Here is a 23,931-nt window from a genome sequence, read left to right on the forward strand (position 1 = left end):
ATATGGCAGAAGATAAAAAAGCGGAAAAAGCAGAGAAAAAAGCAGGGGGCGGCGGCAAATTGATGCTGATCGTCATCGTGTTGCTGGTGCTGGTGTTGGCCGCCGTAGGGGGCTTGGCTGCTTATATGTTCACCAATATGAATAAACCGGCCGCGGCCGGCGAACATGCTGAGCAAACCAAGGAAAAACCCAAGAAGAAAAAAGAAGGTCCGCCGATTTTTGAAAAATTGGATACCTTCGTGGTGAATCTGGCCGGCAATGACGGTTCCTTGCTGCAGGTGGACATGCAGGCGGAACTGGCCGACGAGGAAGCCAAGAAGAAATTCACCGATTACGCGCCCAAGATCCGCAGCGCGCTGATCCTGCTGCTGTCGTCCAAGTCCGCGGTGGAACTGGCCACGCCGGACGGCAAGGTTCGGTTGAAGGCGCAGGTCAAGCAGATCATCAATGAGTCGATGGACGCCGGCGAAGAACAGCCGGTGGAAAGCGTGCTCTTCACTTCCTTCATCATCCAGAAGCAATAAGCGTCATGGGCGACGATATTCTTTCCCAGGAAGAGGTGGACGCCCTATTAAGGGGCGTCTCCGGGGAGGACGAGGATGATGCCGGCGGCGGCGACGCCCAAGGCGTCCGCGGCTATGACATCGGTCGGCAGGAGCGCATCGTGCGCGGCCGGATGCCGACGCTGGAAATCATCAACGAGCGTTTCGCGCGCAATCTGCGCATAGGCTTGTTCAACTTCATCCGCCGCAACGCCGAAATTTCGGTCGGTCCGGTACGGGTGCAAAAGTACAGCGAGTTCATCCGCAACCTGGTGGTGCCGACCAACCTGAATCTGGTGCACGTCAAGCCCTTGCGCGGCACTGGTCTGCTGATCTTCGATCCGGACCTGGTGTTCCTGATCGTCGACAATCTGTTCGGCAGCGACGGGCGTTACCATGTACGGGTGGAAGGTCGTGACTTCACGCCCACCGAGCAGCGCATCATCCGCCGCTTGCTGGACGTGGTGTTCACCGAATGCCAGAAAGCCTGGGAGCCGGTGCATCCGATCGAGTTCGTCTACCTGCGCTCGGAGATGAACACCCAGTTCGCCAATATCGCCACGCCCACCGAAGTGGTGGTGGCGATGACCTTCCACATCGAGCTGGGGGCCGGCGGCGGCGATTTCCACATCTGTTTGCCGTACTCCATGGTGGAACCGATCCGCGACGTGCTGTCCAGCACCATGCAGGCGGACCGCACCGAGGTGGATAACCGCTGGGTCAACCTGATGACGCACCAGGTGCAGGCGGCGGAGGTGGAGCTGGTGGCGACGCTGGCGCAGACCAAGGTGACCTTGGGACAGATTTTGAATTTGAAGAATGGCGACGTGGTGATGCTGGACATTCCCGAACGGGTGGAGGCCGATGTGTCGGGCATCCCGGTGTTCGAGGCCAGTTACGGCACCGTGCAGGGGCGCTATGCGCTGAAGGTGGAGCAGGTGCTGGCCGGCGCGAATGATTTTCACGAGCCTCTGGGGGATAAAGAGCAATGAGCGAAGAAGAATTGCAAGCGGCGCAGATGGAGGCCGAAGCCGCCGCCGCGGCCGCTGCAGCCACCAGCGCGGGAGGTGGCGAGGAAGAAGTGTCCATGGACGACTGGGCGGCGGCGATGGCCGAGCAGGAGGTGGAGGAGTCCGCCCCCGAACCGGTGCCGGCGCAGAATCTGTTCCAGGAACTGGGCGCGAGCACTTCCGGCGCCGGCGTGCCGCAGAATCTGGACATGATTCTGGACATTCCGGTACAGCTGACCGTGGAGCTGGGCCGCACCAAGATCGCCATCCGCAACCTGCTGCAATTGGCGCAGGGTTCGGTGGTGGAACTGGACGGCATGGCCGGCGAGCCGATGGACGTGCTGGTCAACGGCTGTCTGATCGCCCAGGGCGAGGTGGTGGTGGTCAACGACAAGTTCGGTATCCGCCTGACCGATATCATTACCCCAGCCGAACGCATTCGCCGCTTGCAGAAATGACGAGACCAGCCATGTTTGCGATGACGCGCCGTGCAGTGCAGGGCGCTTTTTATTTGGTGTCCGGAGTGGCCGCCGCCGCTACCGCCGCGCCGCCGCCTCCGGTGGCGCCGTCGCCGTTCATGAGCTTGTTGCAGGTCTTGTTCGGTCTGGCGGTGGTGCTGGGCGCCATCGTCGGCCTGGCCTGGCTGTTCAAGCGCGTGTCCGGCGGCATGCTGGGCGCCTCCAGCCGCCTCAGGGTGGTCAGCGGCACCATGGTGGGGCCCAAGGAGCGGGTGGTGATCGTGGAGCTGGAGGGCGAGTGGCTGGTGCTGGGGGTGACGCCGCAGCAAGTCAATCTGCTGAGCAAGCTGCCACGGCCGGAAGGCGCGGAGCAGGAAGCCGCTCCGGCAGCGGAGCCGTTCGCGCGCTGGCTGAAGGCGGCGATGGAAAAAGGCCGCAACGGCAAGGCGGGGCGGCAATGAAGCGTGCAGTGCATTATGGCGGCGTGGTCTTGCTGGCGCTGCCGCTGATCGCGGATGCGGCCGGCGGCCTGCCGATGATGAGCAGCACGCCTGCGGCCGGTGGCGGGCAGAATTACTCGCTCAGTCTGCAGATGCTGCTGTTCATGACCGGGCTGACCTTCATCCCGGCGATGATGCTGATGATGACCGCCTTTACCCGCATCATCATCGTGATGTCGCTGCTGCGTCAAGCGATGGGCACCATGCAGTCCCCGCCCAACCAGGTGATAGTCGGTTTGTCGCTGTTCCTGACCCTGTTCGTGATGGGGCCTACCTTCGATCAGGTGTACACCAAGGCCTGGGTGCCGTTCTCCGACGACAAGATTAGCTTTCAGCAGGCGCTGGATGAGGCCAGCCAGCCGATGAAGGCCTTCATGCTGCGTCAGACTCGGGAGAAGGATCTGGCCTTCTTCATCGAGATTTCCCAGTCGGAAAAGCCGCAGACCAAGGCCGATGTGTCGATGAAGACCCTGGTGCCGGCCTATGTGATCAGCGAACTGAAAACCGCGTTCCAGATCGGCTTCATGGTGTTCATTCCCTTCCTGATCATTGATCTGGTGGTGGCCAGCATCCTGATGGCGATGGGCATGATGATGGTGTCGCCGGTGACGATTTCACTGCCGTTCAAGCTGATGCTGTTCGTGCTGGTGGACGGCTGGACCTTGTTGATGGGGTCGCTGGTGCAGAGCTTCTATACTGGCTGAGGGCGGGTGTATGTTATTGCAGCCATTGCGCGCCGCCGATTTGCCCGACTGCCACGCGGTGTTTCTCGACAGCGTTTGGGCATTGGCCGGCGCCTTGTATAGCGAGCGGCAATGCGAGGCCTGGGCGCCGCGAGGACCATGGACGGCTGAGTTGGCGCAAGGCTGGGAGGCGCGCCTGGCGCGCTCCTGGGGCTGCCGCTGGCTGGCGGACGACGGTCGCTTGGCGGGGTTCGCCTGGCTATGCCATGACGGCGAATTCGACATGCTGTTTGTCGCGCCCTGGGCGCAGCGCCGCGGCGGCGCCAGCCGGATGCTGGCGGAACTGGAGGCTCAGGCGGCCGCGGCCGGGGTGGTCGCGCTGCATGCGTGGGCCAGCGCGGCGTCCCGCCCGGTGTTCGAGCGGGCCGGCTATCGGGTGTTGCGGCCCAATCGCGTGCTCTGCCAAGGGGTGACGCTGGATAATGACTTGTTGAGCAAAGGCGGTTGGCAAGAGCCGGCGGCTGTGGGCGATCGGGAGGGGAAATGAGTCCGGAGCTGATCATCAATATCGTGCAGAACGCACTGTACATCCTGATCATCGTCGCGGCGCCGGTGCTGCTGGTGTCGCTGCTGGTGGGCCTGTTGGTCAGCGTGCTGCAGGCGGCGACGCAGATCAACGAAATGACGCTGACCTTCATTCCCAAGTTGCTGGCGATGTTCCTGGTGCTGGTGCTGGCCGGGCCGTGGATGCTGAACACGCTGATCGAGTACACCACGCGGCTGTTCCAGAGCATTCCGCACGTGATCGGCTGATGCTGAGCATTTCCGATGCGCAGATCAACGCGCTGGTGGCCATGTTCGTCTGGCCGTTCGCGCGCATCATCGGCCTGCTGCTGGCGGAGCCGGTGTTTGCCTATCGCGGCGTGCCGCGCCGTTTCAAGGCTGGTTTCGCGTTGATTCTCACCGTGATGCTGGCGCCCTTGCTGCCGCCCTTGCCAGCGGTGCCGCTGGTGTCGGCCGAGGGCATCGCCATCTTGCTGCAGCAGTTGTTGATCGGCTTGGCGATGGGCTTTGTCATGCGCATTGTGATTTCCTCGGTGGAGGTGGCGGGCTTCATCATGGGCTCGCAAACCGGTCTGGGTTTCGCGATGTTCTTCGATCCGATGCACTCGGCCCAGGTGCCGGTGGTGTCGCAGCTGCTGACCCTGTTCACCTTTCTGCTGTTCCTGTCCTTCGACGGTCACCAAGTGGTGCTGTCCACGCTGGTGGAAAGCTATCGGGTGTTGCCGATAGGCATGAACATGCCGGCCCAGGGCATCAAGGCGCTGGTGCTGTGGGGCAGTCATCTGATCGAGTGGGGCATCTGGTTGTCGCTGCCGGTGATCGCGGCGCTGCTGATCACCAACCTGGCCATCGGGGTGATGACGCGCGCCGCGCCGCAGTTCAACATCTTTACTTTCGGCTTTCCGCTGACGCTGATGATAGGCTTCATCAGCATCTATCTGACCTTGCCGATGATGGTGCCGGTGCTGGAGCAGATGTACCGCGCCGGCTTCGAGATGATGCTGGCGATGCTCAAGGCCAAGTGAGCGGCCGCCCCTCCTGTCCAGATTCAAGTTCTGCTAAAATAAGCGCCAATTTTGACTGAAAGGTCCGTCGTGGACCGGACAACAGACAGAGGCAACTATGGCAGGTCACAGTAAATGGGCTAACATCCAGCACCGCAAGGGTCGTCAGGATGCCAAACGTGGCAAGATCTTCACCCGCTTGATCAAGGAAATCACCGTTGCGGCCAAGATGGGCGGCGGCGATCCGAATATGAACCCGCGCCTGCGCCTGGCGGTGGACAAGGCCAAGGCCGAGTCCATGCCCAAGGACAATATCGAGAACGCGATCAAGCGCGGCACCGGCCAGCTCGACGGCGTCGATTACGTGGAGTGCCGCTACGAAGGCTATGGCATCGGCGGCGCGGCGGTGATGGTGGACTGTCTGACCGACAACAAGACCCGCACCGTGGCCGATGTGCGTCACGCCTTCTCCAAGTATGGCGGCAATATGGGCACCGACGGCTGCGTGGCCTTCCAGTTCAGCCATTGCGGCTACCTGGTGTTCGCGCCGGGCGTGGATGAGGAGGCCTTGATGGAGGCCGCGCTGGAAAGCGGCGCCGAGGACGTGGTCGTCAACGACGATGGCTCGATGGAAGTGATCACCGGCCCCTACGAATTCACCGACGTCAAGGAGGCGCTGGAAGCCAAGGGCTTCAAGGCCGAGATGGGCGAGGTGACGATGAAGCCGCAGAATGAAACCGAACTGGCCGGCGACGACGCCGCGCGCATGCAGAAGCTGCTGGACGCGCTGGAAGACCTGGACGATGTGCAGGATGTGTACACCTCGGCGGTGCTGGAAGATTGATTTAAATCCGCCGTGATGCCCCGACCGCCATCATTGGCCGGGTTCGAAAAAGCTCCCCTAGGGGAGCTTTTTTTACGTCTGGAGTTTGGTGTGTAGTGACGGCGCTACATTGAAGCCGGCGCGGCGTCAAGCGGCGATTGTCCGGCTGGAGGCAACTGTTGCATTTGTCGGACAGCCGCGGCTTGGCGCTTCCGGCCTGCTCGTCGCTCTGTTATAAAGCGTGGGCTGATTACGTTTTAGCAACTGGCGTCGGCGCATTCGCATGCCGACGCCGCTGAATGACGACGAGGAAACTATGACCCGGGTCCTGGTGGTGGGCAGTATCAATATGGATCTGGTGGTGGAAGCGGAGCGCTATCCACGGCTGGGTGAAACCTTGTTTGGCGAGCGCTTTGCGTCCTATCCGGGCGGCAAGGGCGCCAACCAGGCGGTGGCCGCCGCGCGCCTGGGCGCGCAGGTGAGTTTGTTGGGCTGCGTGGGCCGCGATATGTTCGGCTCCCAGCTCAAGGACGCGTTGCGGGCCGAGGGCGTGGACATCAGCCGCTTGCGCGAGGCGGATGTGGCCACCGGTTTGGCGACGATTACCCTGGCCGAGGGCGACAACGCCATCGTGGTGGTGCCCGGCGCCAACCATCAGTTGCTGCCGCAGCACCTGGACCAGGATGAACAGGCTTTCCGCGACGCCGACGTGGTGCTGGCGCAAATGGAAGTGCCGCTGGCCACGGTGGAGCGCGCGGCCGAGCTGGCCGAGCGCCACGGCAAGCCTTTCCTGCTCAACCCGGCGCCGGCCCGCAGCCTGCCGCCGGAATTGCTGGCGCGGACGGCCTTGCTGACGCCGAACGAACATGAGTTGGCCTTGGCGCTGGATGCCGATGGCGGCGATTGGCAGGCGCTGCTGCGTCGGCTGCCGGGGCGGGTGGCGATGACGCGCGGCAAGGACGGCGCCTATTTCTGCCGCGCCGACGGCGGCCTGCACCACCAGCCCGGCTTCACGGTGTCCGTGGTGGACAGCACCGGCGCCGGCGACACGTTCAATGGCGCGTTGGCGGCGTTCTGGCTGCAAGGCATCGAGGAGGCGATGGCGCTGGCCTGCGCCGCCGCGGCGCTGTCGGTGACGCGTTCCGGCGCGCAGAGTGGCATGCCGACGCTGGCGGCCTTGCAAGACATGATGAAGGAGCAGGCATGAAACGGCTGGGGCATTTGAACCGCGATATCGCGCGGGTATTGGCCGGCATGGGGCATACCGACAGCCTGGTGATCGCCGATTGCGGCTTGCCGATCCCGCCCGGCGTCGAGTGCATAGACTTGAGCCTGCGCCTGGGCGTGCCGGAATTTCCCGCGGTGCTGGACTCCATCCTGGCGGACTTCAAGGCCGAGCGCGCGCTGTTCGCCGTCGAGTGCCAGCAGCACAGTCCGGCGGTGGAAGTGCTGGCCAATGATATGGCGGCGCACGGCGTGGTGGTGGAATACGCGCCGCACGAGGAATTCAAGCGGCGTTGCCGCGAGGCCAAGGCGGTGATCCGTACCGGCGAATGCACGCCGTACGCCAATGTGATTCTGTACTCCGGCGTGATCTTCTGAAGGGGCGGGCGATGAAGGTAAGCATGCGTGGCATCTGCAAGGCCTTTGGCCCGGTCAAGGTGTTGGAGGCGGTGGATTTCTCGGTGCGGGGCGGCGAAGTGCACGCGCTGATGGGCGAGAACGGCGCCGGCAAATCCACTTTGATGAAAATTCTGTCCGGCGTCTACCAGGCCGATGCCGGCGAGATCCGCATCAACGACCAGGTGGTGACGATACGCTCCACCCGCGACGCCGAGGCCCATGGCATCGCCATCATCCACCAGGAACTGAACCTGATTCCGCAGTTGTCGGTGATGGAGAACCTGTTTCTTGGCCGCGAGCGCGAACACAGCCGCTGCGGCGTGATCAATCGCGCCAGCATGCGGCGCGAAGCCAGCCAGATCCTGCAGCAGCTGGGCGCTGGCCAGATCGATCCCGAGCAGGAGGCCGGTCAGCTGTCCATAGGCCGGCAGCAGATGGTGGAGATCGCCAAGGCCCTGTCCTTGAACGCCAAGCTGCTGATCATGGACGAGCCGACCGCGGCGCTGACCGAGCGCGAGATCGAAGCCTTGTTCGCCTTCATGGAACAGCTCAAACGGCGTGGGGTGGCGATTGTCTATGTGTCGCACCGGATGGAGGAGATCTTCCGCGTCTGCGACAAGATCAGCATCTTGCGTGACGGCTGCTTTGTCGGCGAGCGCCAGATCGCCGCCACCGATTTCGACGAAGTGGTGCGGTTGATGGTGGGGCGAGAGATCGGCGACCGCTTTCCCAAGCGCGATGTCGCGCCGGGCGCGGTGCGGCTGCAGGTGGAGGCGCTGGCCGACGATGGCCGTATCGAAGGGATCGCGTTCGACGCGCGCGCCGGCGAAGTGCTGGGCGTGGCCGGCTTGATGGGCGCCGGTCGCAGCGAAATCCTCAATGTGTTGTTCGGCGTCAAGCCGCGTCGGCGCGGCAGCGTGAGGCTGGATGGCGTGGAATTGAACATACGTCAGCCCGGCGACGCCATCGCCGCCGGCATCGCCTACGTGACCGAAGACCGCAAGAGCCAGGGCCTGGTGCTGGGCATGTCGCTGCGCGAAAACGCCAGCCTGGTGCATCTGCGCCGCCATGCGCGGCTGGGGGTGATCAACGGCCGCTCCGAGCGCGAAGAAGCCGGGCGGCTGATCGAACAGCTGCGCATCCGCACCCGCGACGCGGAACTGGACGTCAAATCCTTGTCCGGGGGCAATCAGCAAAAGGTGGTGTTCGCCAAATGGCTGGCGGAGCCGCCGAAGGTGCTGTTGCTGGACGAGCCGACGCGCGGTGTCGACGTCGGCGGCAAGGCGGAGATCTACCACATCATCAATCAGCTGGCCGCGGCCGGCGTGGCCATCGTCATGGTGTCGTCCGAGCTGCCGGAAGTGATGGCGATGAGCGACCGCATCCTGGTGATACACGAAGGCCGCCAGGCCGGCTTGTTCGATGCCGGTGCGGTCAGCCAGGAAGACATCATGGCCGCGGCGGCCGGCGCGGCCGCGCATTGAATATTCAACGCCTCTAGGGCGCAAGCAAGGGAAACGGTAAGCAAGATGACCCCGCAACACAAAGCAACGCTGCAAAAACTCGGGCCCTTCATCGCCCTGCTGGCGATTTGCGCCGGCCTGTCGGCGCTGAGCGCCGATTTTCTGACCATGGGCAATCTGCTCAATGTGATGCGCCAGGTGTCGATCAACGCCTTGATCGCCTTCGGCATGACCCTGGTCATCCTGCTGGGCGGCATCGATCTGTCGGTGGGCTCCATCCTGGCGCTGTCGTCGGTGTTGACCGCGATGCTGCTGCAGGCCGGCGTCGATCCGCTGCTGGCCACGCTGCTGGGCATCCTGTCCGGCGCGCTGATGGGCTGCTGCAACGGCCTGGTGATCAGCAAGGGCAAGGTGGCGCCCTTCATCGCCACGCTGGCGTCGATGACCATTCTGCGCGGCTTGTCGCTGGTGGCGTCCAACGGCAGCCCGATCACCGGTTTCGGCAGCGATATGTTCTCCATGCTGGGCGGCGGCTATGTGGCCGGCGTGGTGCCGGTGCCGGTGGTGTGGATGCTGCTGCTGTTCGCCGGTCTCTGGTTCGTGCTGAAGAAAACCATTTTCGGCCGCCATGTCTACGCCACCGGCGGCAACGAGGAGTCCGCGCGTCTGTCCGGCGTCAAGGTGGACCGGGTCAAGATCTGGGTCTACACCCTGTCCGGCGCGCTGTCGGCGATGGCCGGCGTGGTGCTGACCTCGCGCCTGAATTCGGCGCAGCCCACCGCCGGCGCCGGCTACGAGCTGGATGCCATCGCCGCGGTGGTGCTGGGCGGCACCAGCCTGACCGGCGGCCGCGGCTGGATCTTCGGCACCCTGATCGGCGCCTTGCTGATCGGTGTGTTGAACAACGGCCTCAATCTGCTGGGCGTGTCCTCGTTCTACCAGCAGGTGATCAAGGGCGTGGTGATTTTGTTGGCGGTGCTGCTGGACCGCAGCGGCAAGAAGTGAGGGCGGGCCCGCAGCCGGCGGGCTCGCCAAGCGACCATTACACAAGGGGAGTTCCGATATGCAACGCTTAATCAAGCCTTTGGTTTTCAGTGTCATTGCGGCCAGTCTGATCGCCTGCACCAAGCAAGGCCCGGCCGATGCCGCCGCGGGCGCCAGCGCGCCGGCAGCGGCTTCCGGCCAGCCGGTGGTGGGCCTGGCGGTGTCCACGCTGAACAACCCATTCTTCGTGTCGCTGCGCAAGGGCGCCGAGGACGAGGCGGCCAAGGAGGGCGTGCGCCTGATCACCGTGGACGCGCAGGATGATTCCGCCAAGCAGCAGGCCAGCGTGGAGGATCTGATCCAGAAAAAGGTGAGCGTGATCCTGATCAATCCCACCGACTCCTCCGCCGTCGCCAATGTGGTGAAGGAAGCGCTGAGCAAGGGCATCAAGGTGGTATCGCTGGACCGCAGCGTCAACGGCGCCGAGGTCAGCGCCCATATTGCCTCGGATAATGTAGCCGGCGGCAAGATGGCGGCCGAGTTCCTGCTGGCCAAGCTGGGCGGCAAGGGCCGCCTGGTTGAGCTGGAGGGCATTCCCGGTTCTTCCGCCGCCCGCGAGCGCGGCCAGGGCTTCCACGCGGTGACCGACGGCAAGGCCGAGGTCAAGGTGGTGGCCAAGCAGCCGGCCGATTTCGACCGCGCCAAGGGTTTGTCGGTGATGGAGAACATCCTGCAGGGCAATAAGGACGTGCAGGGCGTGTTCGCTCACAACGACGAGATGGCGCTGGGCGCCTTGAAGGCGATCCAGGCCGCCGGCCTGAAGAATGTGGCGGTGGTGGGCTTCGACGCCACCGCCGACGCGGTGGCCTCGGTCAAGGCCGGAGGCCTGGCCGCCACCGTGCAGCAGCAGCCGGAGCTGATTGGCCAATACGGTGTGCAGACCGCCAAGAAGCTGATCGATGGCCAGCAAGTGGAGAAGTTCATTCCGGTGCCGCTGAACCTGGTCAAGCAGTAAGCCCGAGCGGCCGCCATCGCGCTGGCGACGGCGGCCCGCTTGAGGTAAGGTGGCCAGCAATCGGCGGCCCCGTCCCGCGCTTGCGCAGGCCGGGGCTGTTTTGCAATCGAGTTTCGAGCGGCCGGCATCGCGCCGCCGCATGAGGAATAGGCTGTCGATGAGCGGCTACAAGCGTTTGACCATAGACGACATCGCGGAACTGGCCGGCGTGTCGCGCACCACCGCCAGCATGGTGCTCAACGGCCATGCCGAGCGCTACCGCATCTCCCAGGCCACGGTGGAGCGGGTGGAGAAGGTAGCGCGCGAGCAGCATTTCAATCCGTCGCAGTCGGCGCGCTCGTTGCGCTCGCGGCGCAGCAACTCGGTGGGGCTGGTGATTCCGGACCTGACCAACTCCGCGCATGCGGCGCTGGCCCAGGCGATGGAAGAATTGTGCCGCCAGCGAGATTACCAGATGCTGCTGGTGACCAGCGACGAAGATCCGCGGCGCGAGGCCGAGGTGATGGCCCACCTGGTGGCGCGGCAGGTGGACGCGATGATCGTGGTGCCGTGCTCGCACGAGGCCAAGTCCTACCAGAAATGGGTGCGGCGGCTGCCGCTGGTGTTCGTCGACCGTCGCGTGGACGGCAGCGGCATTCCTTCGGTGGTCACCGACGGCTGCGCCAGCGTGGAGCGGCTGGTGGGCGACGCGCTGGAGCAGGGGGTGTCCGAAGTGGTGTTCTTCGGCGGTCAGCCGGAGCTGTCGCCCAGCCGCGACCGCCTGCTGGGCTATCGTCGCGCGCTGGCGAGCCGCGGCGTGGCCGAGGGGAGCGACTGGGTTTGCCACCGCGACTACCTGCGCCGCTCCGGCTTCGAACTGATGCAGCAATGGCAGCAGCAGCGCCAGCGGCTGCCGCAGGCCTTGTTCACCGCCTCGGTGTCGCTGTTGGAGGGCGCGCTGGCCTTCATCAACCAGCACTGCGGGCTGGGCAATGCGCCGCTGCGGCTGCTGACTTTCGACGATCATTCCCTGCTGGACTGCCTGCCGGTGCGCGTCGACGCCATCGTGCAGGACAGCCGCGAGATGGCGGCGCGCAGCCTGGAGCTGGCCTTGGGTCTGCTGGAGGGGCGGCGGCCGGACGAGAGCGACGCCTTGGTGGCGGCCAGCCTGCACCGGCGCTGGCCGGCTTAGGGTTTGCTGCCGCTTCGCCAGCCGGCGTACAATAGCCGTTTTACGTTTTCGAGCCAGAGTCACCATGATCCGTACCCGTTTCGCTCCCAGTCCCACCGGTTATCTGCATATCGGCGGCGTGCGCACCGCGCTGTTTTCCTGGGCCTATGCCCGCAAGAACAACGGCGTGTTCGTGCTCCGCATCGAGGACACCGACCTGGAGCGTTCGACGCCGGAATCGGTGAAAGCGATTCTGGACGGCATGCACTGGGTGGGCCTGGACTATGACGAAGGTCCGTTCTATCAAACCCACCGCTTCGACCGTTACAAGGACGTGATCCAGCAACTGCTGGATTCCCGCCATGCCTATCTGTGCTATTGCAGCAAGGACGAGCTGGAAACGATGCGCGCGGAGCAGGAAGCGCGCGGCGAGAAGCCGCGCTACGATCGCCGCTGGCGCCCGGAAGCCGGCAAGACCCTGCCGGCTATCCCCGCGGATGTGACCCCGGTGGTGCGCTTCAAGACCCCGCTGGACGGCGTGGTGGCCTGGGACGACGCGGTCAAGGGCCGCATCGAGATCGCCAACCAGGAACTGGACGACCTGATCATCGCCCGCCCGGACGGCAGCCCGACCTATAACTTCTGCGTGGTGGTGGACGACTGGGACATGCAGATCACCCATGTGATCCGCGGTGACGACCACGTCAACAACACCCCGCGCCAGATCAATATCCTGAAGGCGCTGAACGCGCCGCTGCCGGTGTACGGCCATCTGCCGATGATCCTCAACGAGGACGGCCAGAAGATGTCCAAGCGCCGCGACGCGGTCAGCGTGGTGGACTATGCCGACAAGGGCATCCTGCCGGAGGCGCTGCTCAACTACCTGGCGCGTCTGGGCTGGGGCCACGGTGACGATGAATTCTTCAGCATGGAGCAGTTCGTCGAGTGGTTCAGCCTGGAAGCGGTGAGCGCGTCCGCCAGCCGTTTCAACCATGAAAAATTCATGTGGTTGAACGCCCAGCACATCAAGAGCGCCGACAACGGCCGCCTGGCCGGACTGATCGCGCCGCGCCTGGCCGCCGCCGGCGTGGAGCTGGCCGGCGGGCCCGCCATCGAAGACGTGATCGCCCTGGTCAAGGAAAGGGTGCAGGACCTGAACGCGCTGGCGCTGGAAGTGGACTACTTCTACCGCAAGCGGGAGCCGCTCGCCGCCGATGTGGACAAGCATTTGTCCGGCGACGCCGTCGCGCGCATGGGCCGTTTCGCCGACAAATTGGCGGCGCTTGAGACGTGGTCGGCGGAAACCATCCACGAACTGTTCAAGCCCTTCTGCGCGGAAGAGGGCATCAAGATGGGACAGTTGGGCATGCCGCTGCGCGTGTTGGTGTGCGGCACCACCCAGACGCCGTCGGTGGACGCGGTGCTGGCCGTGATCGGCAAGGATGAGGTGTTGCGCCGCCTGCGCGGCTAAGCGCTGCCTCGACCCGCATCGTTTGATGAACAAACCGCCCCGCGGCTAAGGCCGCGGGGCGGTTTGCGTTGGCGGCGTGTTCAGGCGAGCAGCATGCCTGCGGCGTGCTCATTATTGCTGTCGGGCACGTACTGCGTCATATAGTGGTCCAGTAGCAGGCGCATATAGCGATGGCTCTGGCAGATGGCGTGGCGCAACTCGGCCACCTGATGCGCGGTGGGGTCCACGCCCACCAAGGTAACGATGATGTCCAGCGCCTCCCATGGATGCTCGTCGTCGTAATGGGCGTGCAGCGCCAGCCACTTCATCGCCTTGGCGCGCTTCTCCTTGGGGAATTGCCGCGCGTAATCCTCCTTGGCGCAGACGGCGGAGCACCATTCGCCGGTGGCGCCCTCAATCGCGTAATTGGTGGCCGCCATCGCCACCTCCAGCGATTCGCGGTCGCAGACCTGATGGCACCAATGGCTGAGCGTCAGCGTTTCCAGCGCCTGGCCGTCGTGCAGCAGGCTATGGCTGTCCACGCCGCAGGCGGCGGCCCAGTGCACCCAGTGGTCGGCGTGGTTCTGCTCTACCCGGATATTGCGGATCAGATAGCGCCGCGCCATATCGTGGCCGCGGTGCTTGCCGTAGCGCACCTTCAGCAAATTCCTGGCCATGTATTGCGGGAACTGTTCTATCACCGGCCAGCCGCCGCGCAGAAAGGCCTGGTGGATGGAGGTGGGCAGCATGCCGTCGCGCATTTTCAGGAATAGTTCATGCTCCACCACGCGGCGCTTGTGCTCGTCGCAATGAGCGACCAGCTCCCGTGTCCATTCCGGATAGCTGCGGATGTCCATCAGCGGGCCGTTCCTGGTAAAACCGGTTTCTTTGTTCATTATTTCCCCTTTCCTTGAAGCAGTGGCCGGACTCGCCCGGTCAGACGCCGCGGCCAGGCCGGCCGCCGTGATCCGGCCCTTGCCCTGGCCGGTAAGCTATTGCTGCCGCACGCGGCCGGGGCTGGCGGCGTGGCGGAAGCCGAATGGTTCCGGTTGGCTCAGGTGGAAGCCCTGGGCGTAGTCGACGCCCAGCTTGCGCAGCTCGACCACGATGTCGGGCTTGTCGACGAATTCGGCGATGGTGCGCTTGCCGGTCACATGGCCGATGTGATTGATCATTTCCACCATGGCGTGGTCTATCGGGTCGGAAGCCATTTCGCGAACGAAGCTGCCGTCTATCTTCAGAAAATCCACCGGCAGGTGCTTCAGGTAGGCGAAGGAGGACATGCCGGTGCCGAAATCGTCCAGCGAGAACAGGCAGCCGATCTGGCGCAGCTCGTGGATCAGCCGCTGGGCAGCCTCCAGATTGGCGATGGCATTGGTCTCGGTGATTTCGAAGCAAATGATTTCCGGCGGCACGCCGCTGCGGAGGAATTGCTGCTGCACGAAGGCAAGGAAGCCGTCGTCGCACAAGGTTGAGCCGGACAGATTGATCGCGCAGTGCTGGATGTCCAGATTGCCGGCGCGGCGCAGTTGCGCCAGTTCCTGGAACACTTTTTCCACCACGACGCGGTCGATCTCTGTCATCAGGCCATAGCGTTCCGCGATGGGCACGAACAGCCCAGGTGGTATCTGGCTGCCATCGTCGCCGTTCAGCCGCAGCAGCACTTCGATATAGCGGCCGTTGTCCGCGGTGGCGGACAAGGGGATGATGTCCTGCGCGTAGAGGGTGAAGCGGTTGTCGCGCAGCGCCTGGCGCAGCCGCTGCACCCAGTCCAGTTCGTGGAAGCGCGCCGAGACCTCGGAATTGTGCGGGATGTGCAGCTGGATGCGGTTGCGCCCCTTTTCCTTGGCCATATAGCAGGCGATGTCGGCGGAGCGCATCACCTCGGCCAGCGAGGTGTCGGCGTCGGACACGCAAACCAGGCCGATGCTGGCGCTGATCGAGAAATGGTTGCCTTCCCACTGGAAGCGGCACTCGACGATGGCCTGGCGCAGGCTGTTGGCCTTGGCGATGGCGGCCTCCACCGAGCTATTGCCGAGCAGCACGCCGAATTCGTCGCCGCCCAGCCGCGCCAGGGTGTCCGAGGCGCGCAGCCGGCGCGACACCGCGCGGCTGATCTGGCACAGCAGCTCGTCGCCGGCGGCGTGGCCATAGGTGTCGTTGATCAGCTTGAATTGGTCCAGATCGATGAACATCAGCGCCAGCGAGGCCTCGGCCTGGTCCAACTGTTTGATCGCCTTGTTGGCGCGGGCTTCGAATTCGCGGCGGTTGACCAGGCCGGTCAATGCGTCGTGGCTGGCCTGCCAAGACAGCTCGTTGATGTATTGCTGTTCCGAGGTGTTGTCGTGCAGCACCAGCGCGATGCCGTATTGCTCGCCCTGGCTGTCGCGTATCGGCGCCGCCACCAGGCTGAGCAGCAGCGGGATCGCGTTGTGGCGCAGCATGTGCAGCTTGGGGTAAGTGCGGCTGGGCTCGCTCAGGCCGCTGAGTTCGGCGAAACTTAGCAGGCTTTCCGGTTCCGGACCCTGCGTGACCAGATTGAACACTTCATCGAAGTGCCGGCCCAGGCCTTCCACCTCCAAATGGCCCAGCATGTGCTTGGCGCTGTGGTTCAGATAGACCACCACGCCGCGCATATTCAGGGTGATCACCGCGTCGCCTATCGATTGCAGCGTGATTTCGGCGCGTTGCTGCTCGGCCTGCAGCGCGGCCTTGTAATTGTCCGAGGCCTGGATCAGCCGTCGGATCTGGCGGATGGTCAGCAGCACCAGCAACAGGCCCACCAGCAGATTGACGCTCCACACCGCCTGGCTCACTTCGCGCGAGGCGTCGCCCAGCACCCGGGAGAAGGCCTGGGCCGGCGCCTTGACCGCCTCGTTGATCTGAGCGATCTGCAAGGTGAGGGCGCTCTTGTCCGCCGCGCTCAGCGAACCATCGGCATGACCCTGGCGCAGTTGCTCGCCCAGGGTCTGGATCTCCTGCAGATAGTAGTCGCCTATTCGCCAATAGTGGATGGCCTCCGCCAGATAGCTGACATGGCGGAACCACAGATAGGCGCGGATGATGTTTTCAATGTCGTCGGGATGGTTGCCGCCGTTGAGGAAGCCTTGGCGCGCGGCGTCGAGATTGGGGGGCGAGCGGTCCAGCGCCAGCCGTGCCTGATGATCGCCCAACTGGATGGCGATCGCCTGCTGGTAGCGTTGGAAGTCATGGTCGGCGCCGGTCTGGGCGTAGCGGGTCAGATAGTAGATCGAATCCTTCTGCGCTTTCGACCACAAGCCTTCACCCGCCACATAGGCGCGGGCGGTGGAAACCACATACAGGCTGAACGCGCTCAGCGCCACCTGCATGATGACAATCAGCAGGAAAGGCAGTACGACAAAGAGCAGCTGTCGATTAGCGGTATTCGGCCTCATGGCGGTTCCGGCTGGTGAATAGAGTAAGACGCGGCTACAAGCCCAAGCGGGGTGTTGGCAGTTCCTCCGCTGCGGCCGGCGCGCGAATCCTGGGATGGACCCGCGCCGGCGGCCGATGGGCGCTGCCGGCAGGCGCTCAGCTGTATGGCGTTTTTATCATCCCATTGGAAATTGTTCAATGTTTTTGATAACTATATCGATTGTTTATTGGAGATGGCTTGGCTTGATAATAGATGAATAGCCTAATTTTCATGGACTTGCCGTTGGCGTGAGCGTTCGCCGCCGCGGCGGGCCTCGCGTTTTTCCCGCCGCTTTGGCGTTTGCCTTGGACATGGTGGATAAGCGAAAATAATCCCATTGTTTTAGCGCCGGAAAGGCAATGCCAATGCCGAATGATTTGGCAATGCGTTACTACCTGCTGGGCGAACGCGCCGCGGTGCTGGAAAGCCCGCCGCCGGCGAGCCTGGATTGCCAACGCCGCATCTGGTGGCTGGCGCAGACGCTGGCGGAAGAGGCCGGCCTGATCGAGGTGGTGCCGGGCATGAATAATCTGACCGTGGTTTTCGATCCCGATGCTGGCGCCGACGTCGGCGCTGGTTGGCTTGAGCGGCTGCGCCGCGAATGGGCGCGCGCGCGGCGGGCGACGCCGCAGCCGCGCCAGGTGACGGTGCCGGTGCACTACGGCGGCCGGCATGGGCCGGATCTCGCGGCGGTGGCCGCGCATACCGGCTTGAGCGAGCGGGAAGTCGTCGCCGCTCATGCGGGGGCCGAATACCAGGTGTATTTCCTGGGCTTCCAGCCCGGTTTCGCCTATATGGGCGGCTTGCCGGCATGCCTGGCCACGCCGCGGCGCGCCGAGCCGCGCTTGGCGGTGCCGGCCGGCTCGGTGGGCATAGGCGGCACCCAGACCGGCATTTATCCGGCGGCGAGCCCCGGAGGCTGGCAGATCATAGGCCGCACCGCGCTCAAGCTGTTCGATCCTGGCCGCGATCCGCCATCGTTGCTGCTGCCCGGCGACAGTGTGAGCTTCGCGGCGCAGGAGGGCGAGGATGATTGAAGTCATTCAGGCCGGCGTTCAAAGCACGGTGCAGGACCTGGGGCGCCGCGGTCTGCGCCATCTGGGCGTGGCTCAGTGCGGCGCGCTGGACGCGCCGGCGCTAATCATGGCCAACCGCCTGCTGGACAATGCGGCGGACGCCGCCGGCATCGAGGTGGTTGCGGGGCCGTTCCGCCTGCGTTTTCTCCGTGATGCCTGGTTCGCGTTGGCCGGCGCGGATTTCGGCGCGGAATTGGATGGCGAGCCGGTGTGGAGCGGCTGGCGTTATCCGGCGCGCGCCGGGCAGCAGCTGACGTTGAGCGGCGGCCGTCACGGCATGCGCGCCTACCTGGCGCTGGCTGGCGGCATCGCCGTCCCGCTGGCGCTGGGCGCGCGCGCCACGGATCTGCAAGCCGGGCTGGGCGGCTGGCAGGGGCGGGCGTTGCGAGGCGGCGACCGCTTGCCCCTGGGGGCGGCCGCGCCGCTGTCCGGTCGGCTGGGCCGTCGTGGCCTGGGCTGGTCGCCGGAGTTGCGCTGCCTGCCGGGCCCGGATTGGCATGCGTTCACTCCGGCGACGCGGCAGGCGTTTTGCCGCCAGCAATGGACGGTGTCGCCGCAAAGCAATCGCATGGGCTACCGCTTGCTGGGAGAGGAGCTGGCGCGCGCCTCCGGCGGCGAGTCCTTGTCGCACGCGGTGTTGCCCGGCGTGGTGCAAGTGCCGCCTGGCGGCCAGCCCATCGTATTGCTGGCCGACGCGCAGACCACTGGCGGCTATCCACGCATCGCCTGCGTGATCGAAGCGGATCTGTGGAAGTTGGCGCAGGCGCGTCCAGGCGTCAGGCTACACTTTGTGATGGTGGATGCGCAGCAGGCGACGGCGGCGCGTTTGCGTCAGCGCCAATTATTGCAGGCACAGGATTGGAGCCAGGCATGCAGATCGATCTGAACGCCGATATCGGCGAAGGCTGCGGCGACGACGCCGCGATCATGGACTATGTCAGTTCGGTGAACATCGCCTGTGGCTGGCATGCCGGTGATGCCGAGACAATGTGGTTGGCGCTGCAGGCGGCGGCGCGGCGCGGAGTGGCGGCGGGCGCGCACCCCGGCTTTCCCGACCGGGAAAACTTCGGCCGCCGGCCACTGGCGCGCGCGCCGGAGCGGGTGTACCAGGACATGCTGTATCAATTGGGCGCGCTGGCCGGCCTGGCGCGCGCGGCCGGCGTGGCCCTGCGCCATGTCAAGCCGCACGGCGCCTTGTACAACCAGGCGGCGCGGGATCCGGCGCTGGCCGAGGCCATCGCCCGCGCGGTGAAGGATTTCGATCCCGGCTTGCGGCTGTTCGGCCTGGCCGGCGGCGCCTCCATCGTCGCGGCGCGGCGTCATGGGCTGCGCGTGGTGGAGGAAGTGTTCGCCGATCGCGGCTACCTGTCCGACGGCAGCCTGGCGCCGCGCGGCGAGGCTGGCGCGGTGATAAGGGACGCGGCGGCGGCGCTGGAGCAGACGCTGGACATGGTGCTGCGCGGCCAGGTGCGCGCGGTGAGCGGGGAGTATCTGCCGATACGCGCGGACAGCGTTTGTCTGCATGGCGATGGCGCACAGGCGCTGGCCTTCGCCAGAGGGCTGAGGGAGGGACTGGAGCGGGAGGGTGTGACGGTCGCGGCTCTGTGAATCTGTTTACGATCTCGAGAGCTAAGGCGAGACAAGACGAAAACCAGCGAAAAGCAGAATGTACATTCGCTACATGAGCATTTCGAAGCTGTACTCACCGTGTCACATCTCACGAAGCGCAGCAGACTTTAGAGCAGGTTCTTTAAGAGGCCTACTCATGTTCCGTCGCTTGTCGCGGCATTGGTTTAAGTATGTTCTGGCTCCGCCGGCAGCATTTGCCGCGGCGCCCTGCAAGGGGTATCGGCAACGCTGTCTATCGGGAAAAGAGCCGTTTCAAGGCGGCCTCCCATTCTGTACAGGAGAAAACGCATGGAGCTGGCATCATGTTTACCCTTGGTGGGCATCCCCGTGGTGGTGGCGGGGTTCGCGCTGCGCTTCAATCCGCTGCTGGTGGTCACCGCCGCCGGTCTGGTCACGGGCCTGGCGGTGGGCATGGACATCAGCGTCTTGCTGGAAACCTTCGGCGAGAAATTCCTCAATAGCCGGCAGTTGGCTACGTTCATTCTGATTTTGCCGGTGATCGGCCTGCTGGAGCGCTATGGCTTGAAAGAACGCGCGCAGCAGTGGATCGCCGGCATACGCAGCGCCACCACCGCCCGCGTCCTGATGCTGTATTTCGTGGTGAGGGAGGCGACGGCGGCGCTTGGCCTGATCAATCTGGGTGGTCATGCGCAGACGGTGCGCCCCTTGCTGGCGCCGATGGCGGAAGGGGCGGCGGCCAATCGGCTGGGCGAGTTGCCCGAGGCGCTGCGCGACCGCATCCGCGCCCATGCCGCCGCCTGCGACAATGTCGCGGTCTTCTTTGGCGAGGACATCTTCATCGCCTTCGGCGCGGTGCTCTTGATGGACGCCTTTCTCAAGGAAAACGGCATCACCGATGTGGAGCCGCTGCATATCGGGCTATGGGCGATTCCCACCGCGCTGTGCGCCTTGCTCATCCACATGACGCGGCTGGCGCGGCTTGACGCCAGCTTGCAGCGCGAAGTCGCCGCCTGGCGCGCTCAGCGGGAGGCGTCGGCATGAAAGCCTGGTTCGATATCCACGATGTTTATCATCTGATCGGCATCGTGGTGATGCTGCTGGTGGGCATGACGCTGCGCGATCGCGGCAACCCCAAGCGCTATACCACCGCCTTGTTCTGGTTCTTATTCGGCGCCACCTTCTTGTTTGGCGATTTGCTGCTGTCCTGGCTGGGCAAGCCTCAGGCCTATCGTCTGGTCGGCGTGGCGGTGATCGTCATCGCGCTGCTGGCCGGAACCGGCCGGCTGGCGCTGGGCAGCTACCGCCCCAGCAGCGAGCAGCAAAGGCTGGAGTCGGCGCGGCGGCTGGGCAATCGCATCTTCCTGCCGGCCTTGCTGATTCCCTTGCTCACCGTGGCCTGCACGCTCTTGCTGAAAGGCGTGCGTCTGGGCGACAGCTATCTGTTGGACCAGAAGCACCTGACCCTGGCCTCGCTGGCGACGGCCTGCCTGGCGGCATGCCTGCTGGGCTGGGGGCTGACCGGCGGCACGCCGCTGCAGGCGGTGCGCGAATCCCGGCGCTTGGTGGACACCATAGGCTGGGCCGCCATCCTGCCGCAGATGCTGGCGATGCTGGGCGGCGTCTTCGTCGCCGCCAAGACCGGCTTGGCGGTGCAGCAGGTGGTGAGCCTGTTCGTCGATCCGGGCAATCGCTTGCTGCTGGTGGTGATCTACTGCGTCGGCATGGCGCTGTTCACCATGGTGATGGGCAACGCCTTTGCCGCTTTTCCGGTGATGACCGCCGGCATCGCGCTGCCTTTCCTGATCGTCGGCCAGCATGCCGCCGCCGCGCCGCTGGTGGCGATCGGCATGTATTCCGGCTACTGCGGCACGCTGATGACGCCGATGGCGGCCAATTTCAATATCGTGCCGGCGGCCTTGCTGGAATTGAAAGACAAATACCTGGTGATCAAGACTCAGTTGCCGACCGCGCTGCTGCTGCTGGCGGCGAATATTCTGCTGATGTACTTCATCGTGTTCCGTTGAGGAGGCGGCCATGGTCTTGAGTCTCGAGCAGGCGTCGGCGCTGGCGGAGTTGCCGCTGGCCGGGCTGCGCCGCGAGTATCCGAATCTGCTGGCCCATTTGTTGAATGGCCCGCAGGACCTGGCCGCGCCTCGCGAGCTGCATCCGGTGTTTTACGGCTGCTATGACTGGCATTCCGCCGTGCATGGCTTCTGGCTGCTGGCACGCCTGGCGCGGCGCTTTCCGGCGCTGCCGCAGCAGCCGGCCATCGTTCGGTTGTTTGCCGAGCATTTCACGCCGCGGGCTTTCCTGCGCGAGGCCGAGTACTTTTCCGCGCCCGGCCGCGGCAGCTATGAGCGGCCCTATGGCTGGGCCTGGCTGCTGGCGCTGGCCGCGGAGCTTGGACGCTGGCCGTTGCCGCAGGCTAGCGGCTGGCAAGAGGCGATGCGGCCGCTGACCGGTTTGATCCGCGAGCGCTGGCTGGCGTTTTTGGCGTTGCAGGATTATCCGGTGCGCGCGGGCGGCCATGGCAATACCGCCTTCGCGTTATTGCTGAGCCTGGATCATGCGCGCGCGGTGGGAGACAGGGACTTGGCGCATGGATTGAGCGCGGCGGCGGAGCGTTATTTTCTGGCCGATGCCGACTATCCATCGCAATGGGAGCCGGGCGGCGACGATTTCCTGTCGCCGGCCCTGTGTCAGGCGCTGCTGCTGAGCCGGCTATTGCCGGCCATGGCATTCCGGGACTGGTTGCGCGCTTTTCTGCCGGATTTGCCGCGGCGTGTCCACTTGTTGGCGCCGGCGCGGGTGAGCGACCGCGCCGACCCCAAGCTGGGCCATCTGGATGGTTTGAATCTCAGCCGCGGCTGGTGTTTGCGGCAGTTGGCGGCGGCTTTGCCGCCGGACGACGCTTGGCGGCCGGCGCTGGGCGCCGCGGCGGAAGCGCAGATCGCCGCCAGCCTGCCGCATGTGGCCAGCGGCCATTACACCGGCGAACACTGGCTGGCGACTTTCGCCATGCTGGCGCTGGATCAGGGAGCAGGAGAATGAACAAAATCGTGTTGTTGACAGGGTTCGAACCGTTTGGCGGCGAGAGCCTGAATCCATCCTGGGAGGCCGCGCGGCGGCTGGACGGCGTGGAACTGGCCGGCGCGCGGGTGCATGCACGGCAACTGCCCTGCGAGTTCGGCGCGGCGTTGGCGGCGCTGCGGCGGGAGCTGGACGCCTTGCGGCCGACGCTGGCGGTGGCGGTGGGCCAGGCCGGCGGCAGGGCCGAACTGTCGCTGGAGCGGGTAGCGATCAATATCGACGACGCGCGGATACCGGACAATGCCGGCCGCCAGCCGATAGACCGGCCCATCGTCGCCGGCGGGCCGGCCGCCTATTTCTCCACGCTGCCGATCAAGGCGCAGACGGCGGCCTTGCGCCGCGCCGGCATTCCGGCCGCGGTGTCGCAGAGCGCCGGCACCTTTGTCTGCAACCATGTGTTCTACGGGCTGATGCACGCGCTGGCGGGCGGCCCGGCGCGCGGCGGCTTCATTCACATCCCGTATCTGCCGGAACAGGCGGCCGCGCATCCGGGCGCGCCCAGCATGAGCCTGGACACCATCAGCGCCGGCTTGACGCTGGCGTTGGAGACGGCGCTGACGGCGACGACGGACATTGCCGAGACCGGCGGAACGACGCATTAGAAGTCATTCCGCCTTGGCCGCTTGACGTCGGTGTCGAGGCCGCGCTCAGCTCTTGAGCGCGCGCAGCCACTGCCAGCTGGCGATGCCGGCCAGCGTGGCCAGCAAGGAGCCGCAGACATGGACGGCGATGGCGGTCAGCGCCGGCAGCAGCCGCTGTTGCTGCAACAAGGTGACGACTTCGGCGGAGAAGGTGGAGAAGGTGGTCAGGCCGCCGCAAAAGCCGGTGATCACCAGCAGCCGCCATAGCGGCGACACGCCGGGGGCGCTGGCGAAGAAGGCCACCGCCAGGCCGATGATGTAGCCGCCGATCAGATTGGCCGCCAGCGTGCCGGGCGGCAGGCTGGGCCACAGGCTGTTCAGTTTGACGCCCAAGGCCCAGCGCAGCAGCGCGCCCAGCGCGGCGCCCATCGAGATGGCGAGTATGGTTTTCCACATGGAGCTTGTCTGGCACGAAAGCAAAACCGTATTGTGCCGGCCAGGCGCCGCCAAGTATAGATTGGCTGGCTAGAGGATTTCGGCAATGCTGCGCGCCGCGCGCTTGGCGTCCAGAAAAATCAGCCCCAGCTTGGCCTCGCGCCGCGCGATCACGGTCAGCACCGCATCAGGGCTGGCATGGCTCATCAGGATGTAGCCGTGTTCGCCCTTGACCATCACTTGTTCCAGGCCGCCGCGCGCCAGTTCGCGCGCGGTGCGCTCGCCCAGCGACAGCATCGCCGCCGCCATCGCGCCGACGCGGTCTTCGTCGACCTCCTGCGGCAGCAGCGCTGCCATGGTCAGGCCGTCGGCGGAAATGATGGCGGAGGCCTCGATGTCGGCGGACGCGCCGTTGAGATCGCTCAGGATGGACTTGAGCATTTGTTCACGCATG

Annotated in this window: 27 protein-coding genes; 23 read left to right on the forward strand and 4 right to left on the reverse strand. The window is 64.9% G+C overall.

Annotation, left to right across the window (positions count from 1 at the left end; translation table 11 throughout):
* Positions 1–2: 2 nt before the first annotated feature.
* From ACE3QM_RS06795 to gltX, 16 genes are all read left to right on the forward strand, one after another.
* On the forward strand, positions 3–524 hold the full coding sequence (locus tag ACE3QM_RS06795) for a flagellar basal body-associated FliL family protein (RefSeq protein ID WP_048410216.1): 522 nt from the start codon (positions 3–5) through the stop codon (positions 522–524).
* A 5-nt stretch (positions 525–529) separates the two neighbouring features.
* Entirely contained in the window at positions 530–1,534 is a 1,005-nt protein-coding gene (gene fliM, locus ACE3QM_RS06800; RefSeq protein ID WP_048410217.1) for a flagellar motor switch protein FliM, read from the forward strand.
* Between the two features lie 95 nt (positions 1,535–1,629).
* On the forward strand, positions 1,630–2,010 hold the full coding sequence (gene fliN, locus ACE3QM_RS06805) for a flagellar motor switch protein FliN (RefSeq protein ID WP_197081472.1): 381 nt from the start codon (positions 1,630–1,632) through the stop codon (positions 2,008–2,010).
* A gap of 11 nt (positions 2,011–2,021) precedes the next feature.
* Positions 2,022–2,471, forward strand: a complete 450-nt coding sequence (gene fliO / locus ACE3QM_RS06810) for a flagellar biosynthetic protein FliO (protein ID WP_374421113.1) — start codon at positions 2,022–2,024, stop codon at positions 2,469–2,471.
* Positions 2,468–3,214, forward strand: a complete 747-nt coding sequence (gene fliP / locus ACE3QM_RS06815; protein ID WP_048410218.1) for a flagellar type III secretion system pore protein FliP — start codon at positions 2,468–2,470, stop codon at positions 3,212–3,214. Before fliO ends, fliP begins: the two co-directional genes overlap by 4 nt.
* Positions 3,215–3,224: 10 nt before the next feature.
* Positions 3,225–3,740 carry a GNAT family N-acetyltransferase gene (locus ACE3QM_RS06820; protein WP_374421114.1) on the forward strand — a complete coding sequence of 172 codons (516 nt, stop codon included), beginning with the start codon at positions 3,225–3,227 and terminating at the stop codon, positions 3,738–3,740.
* The gene (fliQ, locus tag ACE3QM_RS06825; RefSeq protein WP_019099986.1) at positions 3,737–4,006 is read left to right on the forward strand and encodes a flagellar biosynthesis protein FliQ; all 270 of its coding nucleotides are present in this window, start codon (positions 3,737–3,739) and stop codon (positions 4,004–4,006) included. The genes ACE3QM_RS06820 and fliQ overlap by 4 nt, the downstream gene beginning before the upstream one ends.
* Positions 4,006–4,782, forward strand: a complete 777-nt coding sequence (fliR, locus tag ACE3QM_RS06830) for a flagellar biosynthetic protein FliR (RefSeq protein WP_048410220.1) — start codon at positions 4,006–4,008, stop codon at positions 4,780–4,782. Before fliQ ends, fliR begins: the two co-directional genes overlap by 1 nt.
* Before the next feature lie 97 nt (positions 4,783–4,879).
* Complete coding sequence (locus ACE3QM_RS06835) at positions 4,880–5,605, forward strand: YebC/PmpR family DNA-binding transcriptional regulator (RefSeq protein ID WP_374421117.1); 726 nt, start codon at positions 4,880–4,882, stop codon at positions 5,603–5,605.
* Between the two features lie 262 nt (positions 5,606–5,867).
* Positions 5,868–6,791 carry a ribokinase gene (locus ACE3QM_RS06840; protein WP_374421119.1) on the forward strand — a complete coding sequence of 308 codons (924 nt, stop codon included), beginning with the start codon at positions 5,868–5,870 and terminating at the stop codon, positions 6,789–6,791.
* Positions 6,788–7,186: a D-ribose pyranase gene (rbsD, locus tag ACE3QM_RS06845; RefSeq protein ID WP_048410222.1), complete on the forward strand. Its 399-nt coding sequence runs from the start codon at positions 6,788–6,790 to the stop codon at positions 7,184–7,186. Before ACE3QM_RS06840 ends, rbsD begins: the two co-directional genes overlap by 4 nt.
* A gap of 11 nt (positions 7,187–7,197) precedes the next feature.
* A complete protein-coding gene (locus ACE3QM_RS06850) occupies positions 7,198–8,691 on the forward strand; it encodes a sugar ABC transporter ATP-binding protein (RefSeq protein WP_048410223.1) in 1,494 nt (497 codons plus the stop codon).
* 45 nt (positions 8,692–8,736) lie between these two features.
* Positions 8,737–9,675 (forward strand): ABC transporter permease, encoded by a 939-nt coding sequence (locus ACE3QM_RS06855; RefSeq protein WP_048410224.1) that lies wholly within the window; start codon positions 8,737–8,739, stop codon positions 9,673–9,675.
* Between the two features lie 58 nt (positions 9,676–9,733).
* Positions 9,734–10,669 (forward strand): ribose ABC transporter substrate-binding protein RbsB, encoded by a 936-nt coding sequence (gene rbsB, locus ACE3QM_RS06860; protein WP_048410225.1) that lies wholly within the window; start codon positions 9,734–9,736, stop codon positions 10,667–10,669.
* Positions 10,670–10,826: 157 nt separating this feature from the next.
* On the forward strand, positions 10,827–11,840 hold the full coding sequence (locus tag ACE3QM_RS06865; protein WP_048410226.1) for a LacI family DNA-binding transcriptional regulator: 1,014 nt from the start codon (positions 10,827–10,829) through the stop codon (positions 11,838–11,840).
* A 64-nt stretch (positions 11,841–11,904) separates the two neighbouring features.
* Positions 11,905–13,290 carry a glutamate--tRNA ligase gene (gene gltX / locus ACE3QM_RS06870; RefSeq protein ID WP_374421123.1) on the forward strand — a complete coding sequence of 462 codons (1,386 nt, stop codon included), beginning with the start codon at positions 11,905–11,907 and terminating at the stop codon, positions 13,288–13,290.
* Positions 13,291–13,370: 80 nt separating this feature from the next.
* Here gltX and ACE3QM_RS06875 read toward each other — a convergent pair whose 3' ends face one another.
* Together ACE3QM_RS06875 and ACE3QM_RS06880 are read right to left on the reverse strand one after the other, a co-directional pair.
* Positions 13,371–14,165, reverse strand: coding sequence for a TenA family transcriptional regulator (locus ACE3QM_RS06875; protein ID WP_374421125.1), 795 nt, complete (start codon positions 14,163–14,165; stop codon positions 13,371–13,373).
* Between the two features lie 96 nt (positions 14,166–14,261).
* Entirely contained in the window at positions 14,262–16,685 is a 2,424-nt protein-coding gene (locus ACE3QM_RS06880; protein ID WP_048410229.1) for a bifunctional diguanylate cyclase/phosphodiesterase, read from the reverse strand.
* Between the two features lie 403 nt (positions 16,686–17,088).
* On the opposite strand from ACE3QM_RS06880, the gene pxpB reads away from it, so the two are divergent.
* From pxpB to pcp, 7 genes are all read left to right on the forward strand, one after another.
* Positions 17,089–17,742 (forward strand): 5-oxoprolinase subunit PxpB, encoded by a 654-nt coding sequence (gene pxpB, locus ACE3QM_RS06885; RefSeq protein ID WP_374421127.1) that lies wholly within the window; start codon positions 17,089–17,091, stop codon positions 17,740–17,742.
* Positions 17,735–18,667, forward strand: coding sequence for a biotin-dependent carboxyltransferase family protein (locus ACE3QM_RS06890; protein ID WP_374421129.1), 933 nt, complete (start codon positions 17,735–17,737; stop codon positions 18,665–18,667). Before pxpB ends, ACE3QM_RS06890 begins: the two co-directional genes overlap by 8 nt.
* Positions 18,652–19,389 (forward strand): 5-oxoprolinase subunit PxpA, encoded by a 738-nt coding sequence (gene pxpA / locus ACE3QM_RS06895; RefSeq protein ID WP_374421131.1) that lies wholly within the window; start codon positions 18,652–18,654, stop codon positions 19,387–19,389. The genes ACE3QM_RS06890 and pxpA overlap by 16 nt, the downstream gene beginning before the upstream one ends.
* 309 nt (positions 19,390–19,698) lie before the next feature.
* Complete coding sequence (locus tag ACE3QM_RS06900) at positions 19,699–20,412, forward strand: DUF969 domain-containing protein (RefSeq protein WP_374421133.1); 714 nt, start codon at positions 19,699–19,701, stop codon at positions 20,410–20,412.
* A complete protein-coding gene (locus tag ACE3QM_RS06905) occupies positions 20,409–21,395 on the forward strand; it encodes a DUF979 domain-containing protein (protein ID WP_374421135.1) in 987 nt (328 codons plus the stop codon). The genes ACE3QM_RS06900 and ACE3QM_RS06905 overlap by 4 nt, the downstream gene beginning before the upstream one ends.
* 10 nt (positions 21,396–21,405) lie before the next feature.
* Positions 21,406–22,422: a DUF2891 domain-containing protein gene (locus ACE3QM_RS06910; protein ID WP_048410235.1), complete on the forward strand. Its 1,017-nt coding sequence runs from the start codon at positions 21,406–21,408 to the stop codon at positions 22,420–22,422.
* Complete coding sequence (gene pcp / locus ACE3QM_RS06915) at positions 22,419–23,063, forward strand: pyroglutamyl-peptidase I (protein WP_048410236.1); 645 nt, start codon at positions 22,419–22,421, stop codon at positions 23,061–23,063. The genes ACE3QM_RS06910 and pcp overlap by 4 nt, the downstream gene beginning before the upstream one ends.
* Before the next feature lie 45 nt (positions 23,064–23,108).
* Here the strand turns inward: pcp and crcB are convergent, their stop codons facing one another.
* Both crcB and ACE3QM_RS06925 read right to left on the reverse strand, forming a co-directional pair.
* Positions 23,109–23,498: a fluoride efflux transporter CrcB gene (gene crcB / locus ACE3QM_RS06920; protein WP_048410237.1), complete on the reverse strand. Its 390-nt coding sequence runs from the start codon at positions 23,496–23,498 to the stop codon at positions 23,109–23,111.
* A 69-nt stretch (positions 23,499–23,567) separates the two neighbouring features.
* Positions 23,568–23,930 carry a roadblock/LC7 domain-containing protein gene (locus tag ACE3QM_RS06925; RefSeq protein ID WP_048410238.1) on the reverse strand — a complete coding sequence of 121 codons (363 nt, stop codon included), beginning with the start codon at positions 23,928–23,930 and terminating at the stop codon, positions 23,568–23,570.
* Position 23,931: the final 1 nt, after the last annotated feature.

Source organism: Chromobacterium sp. (assembly GCF_041912965.1).
Lineage (GTDB): Bacteria > Pseudomonadota > Gammaproteobacteria > Burkholderiales > Chromobacteriaceae > Chromobacterium > Chromobacterium aquaticum.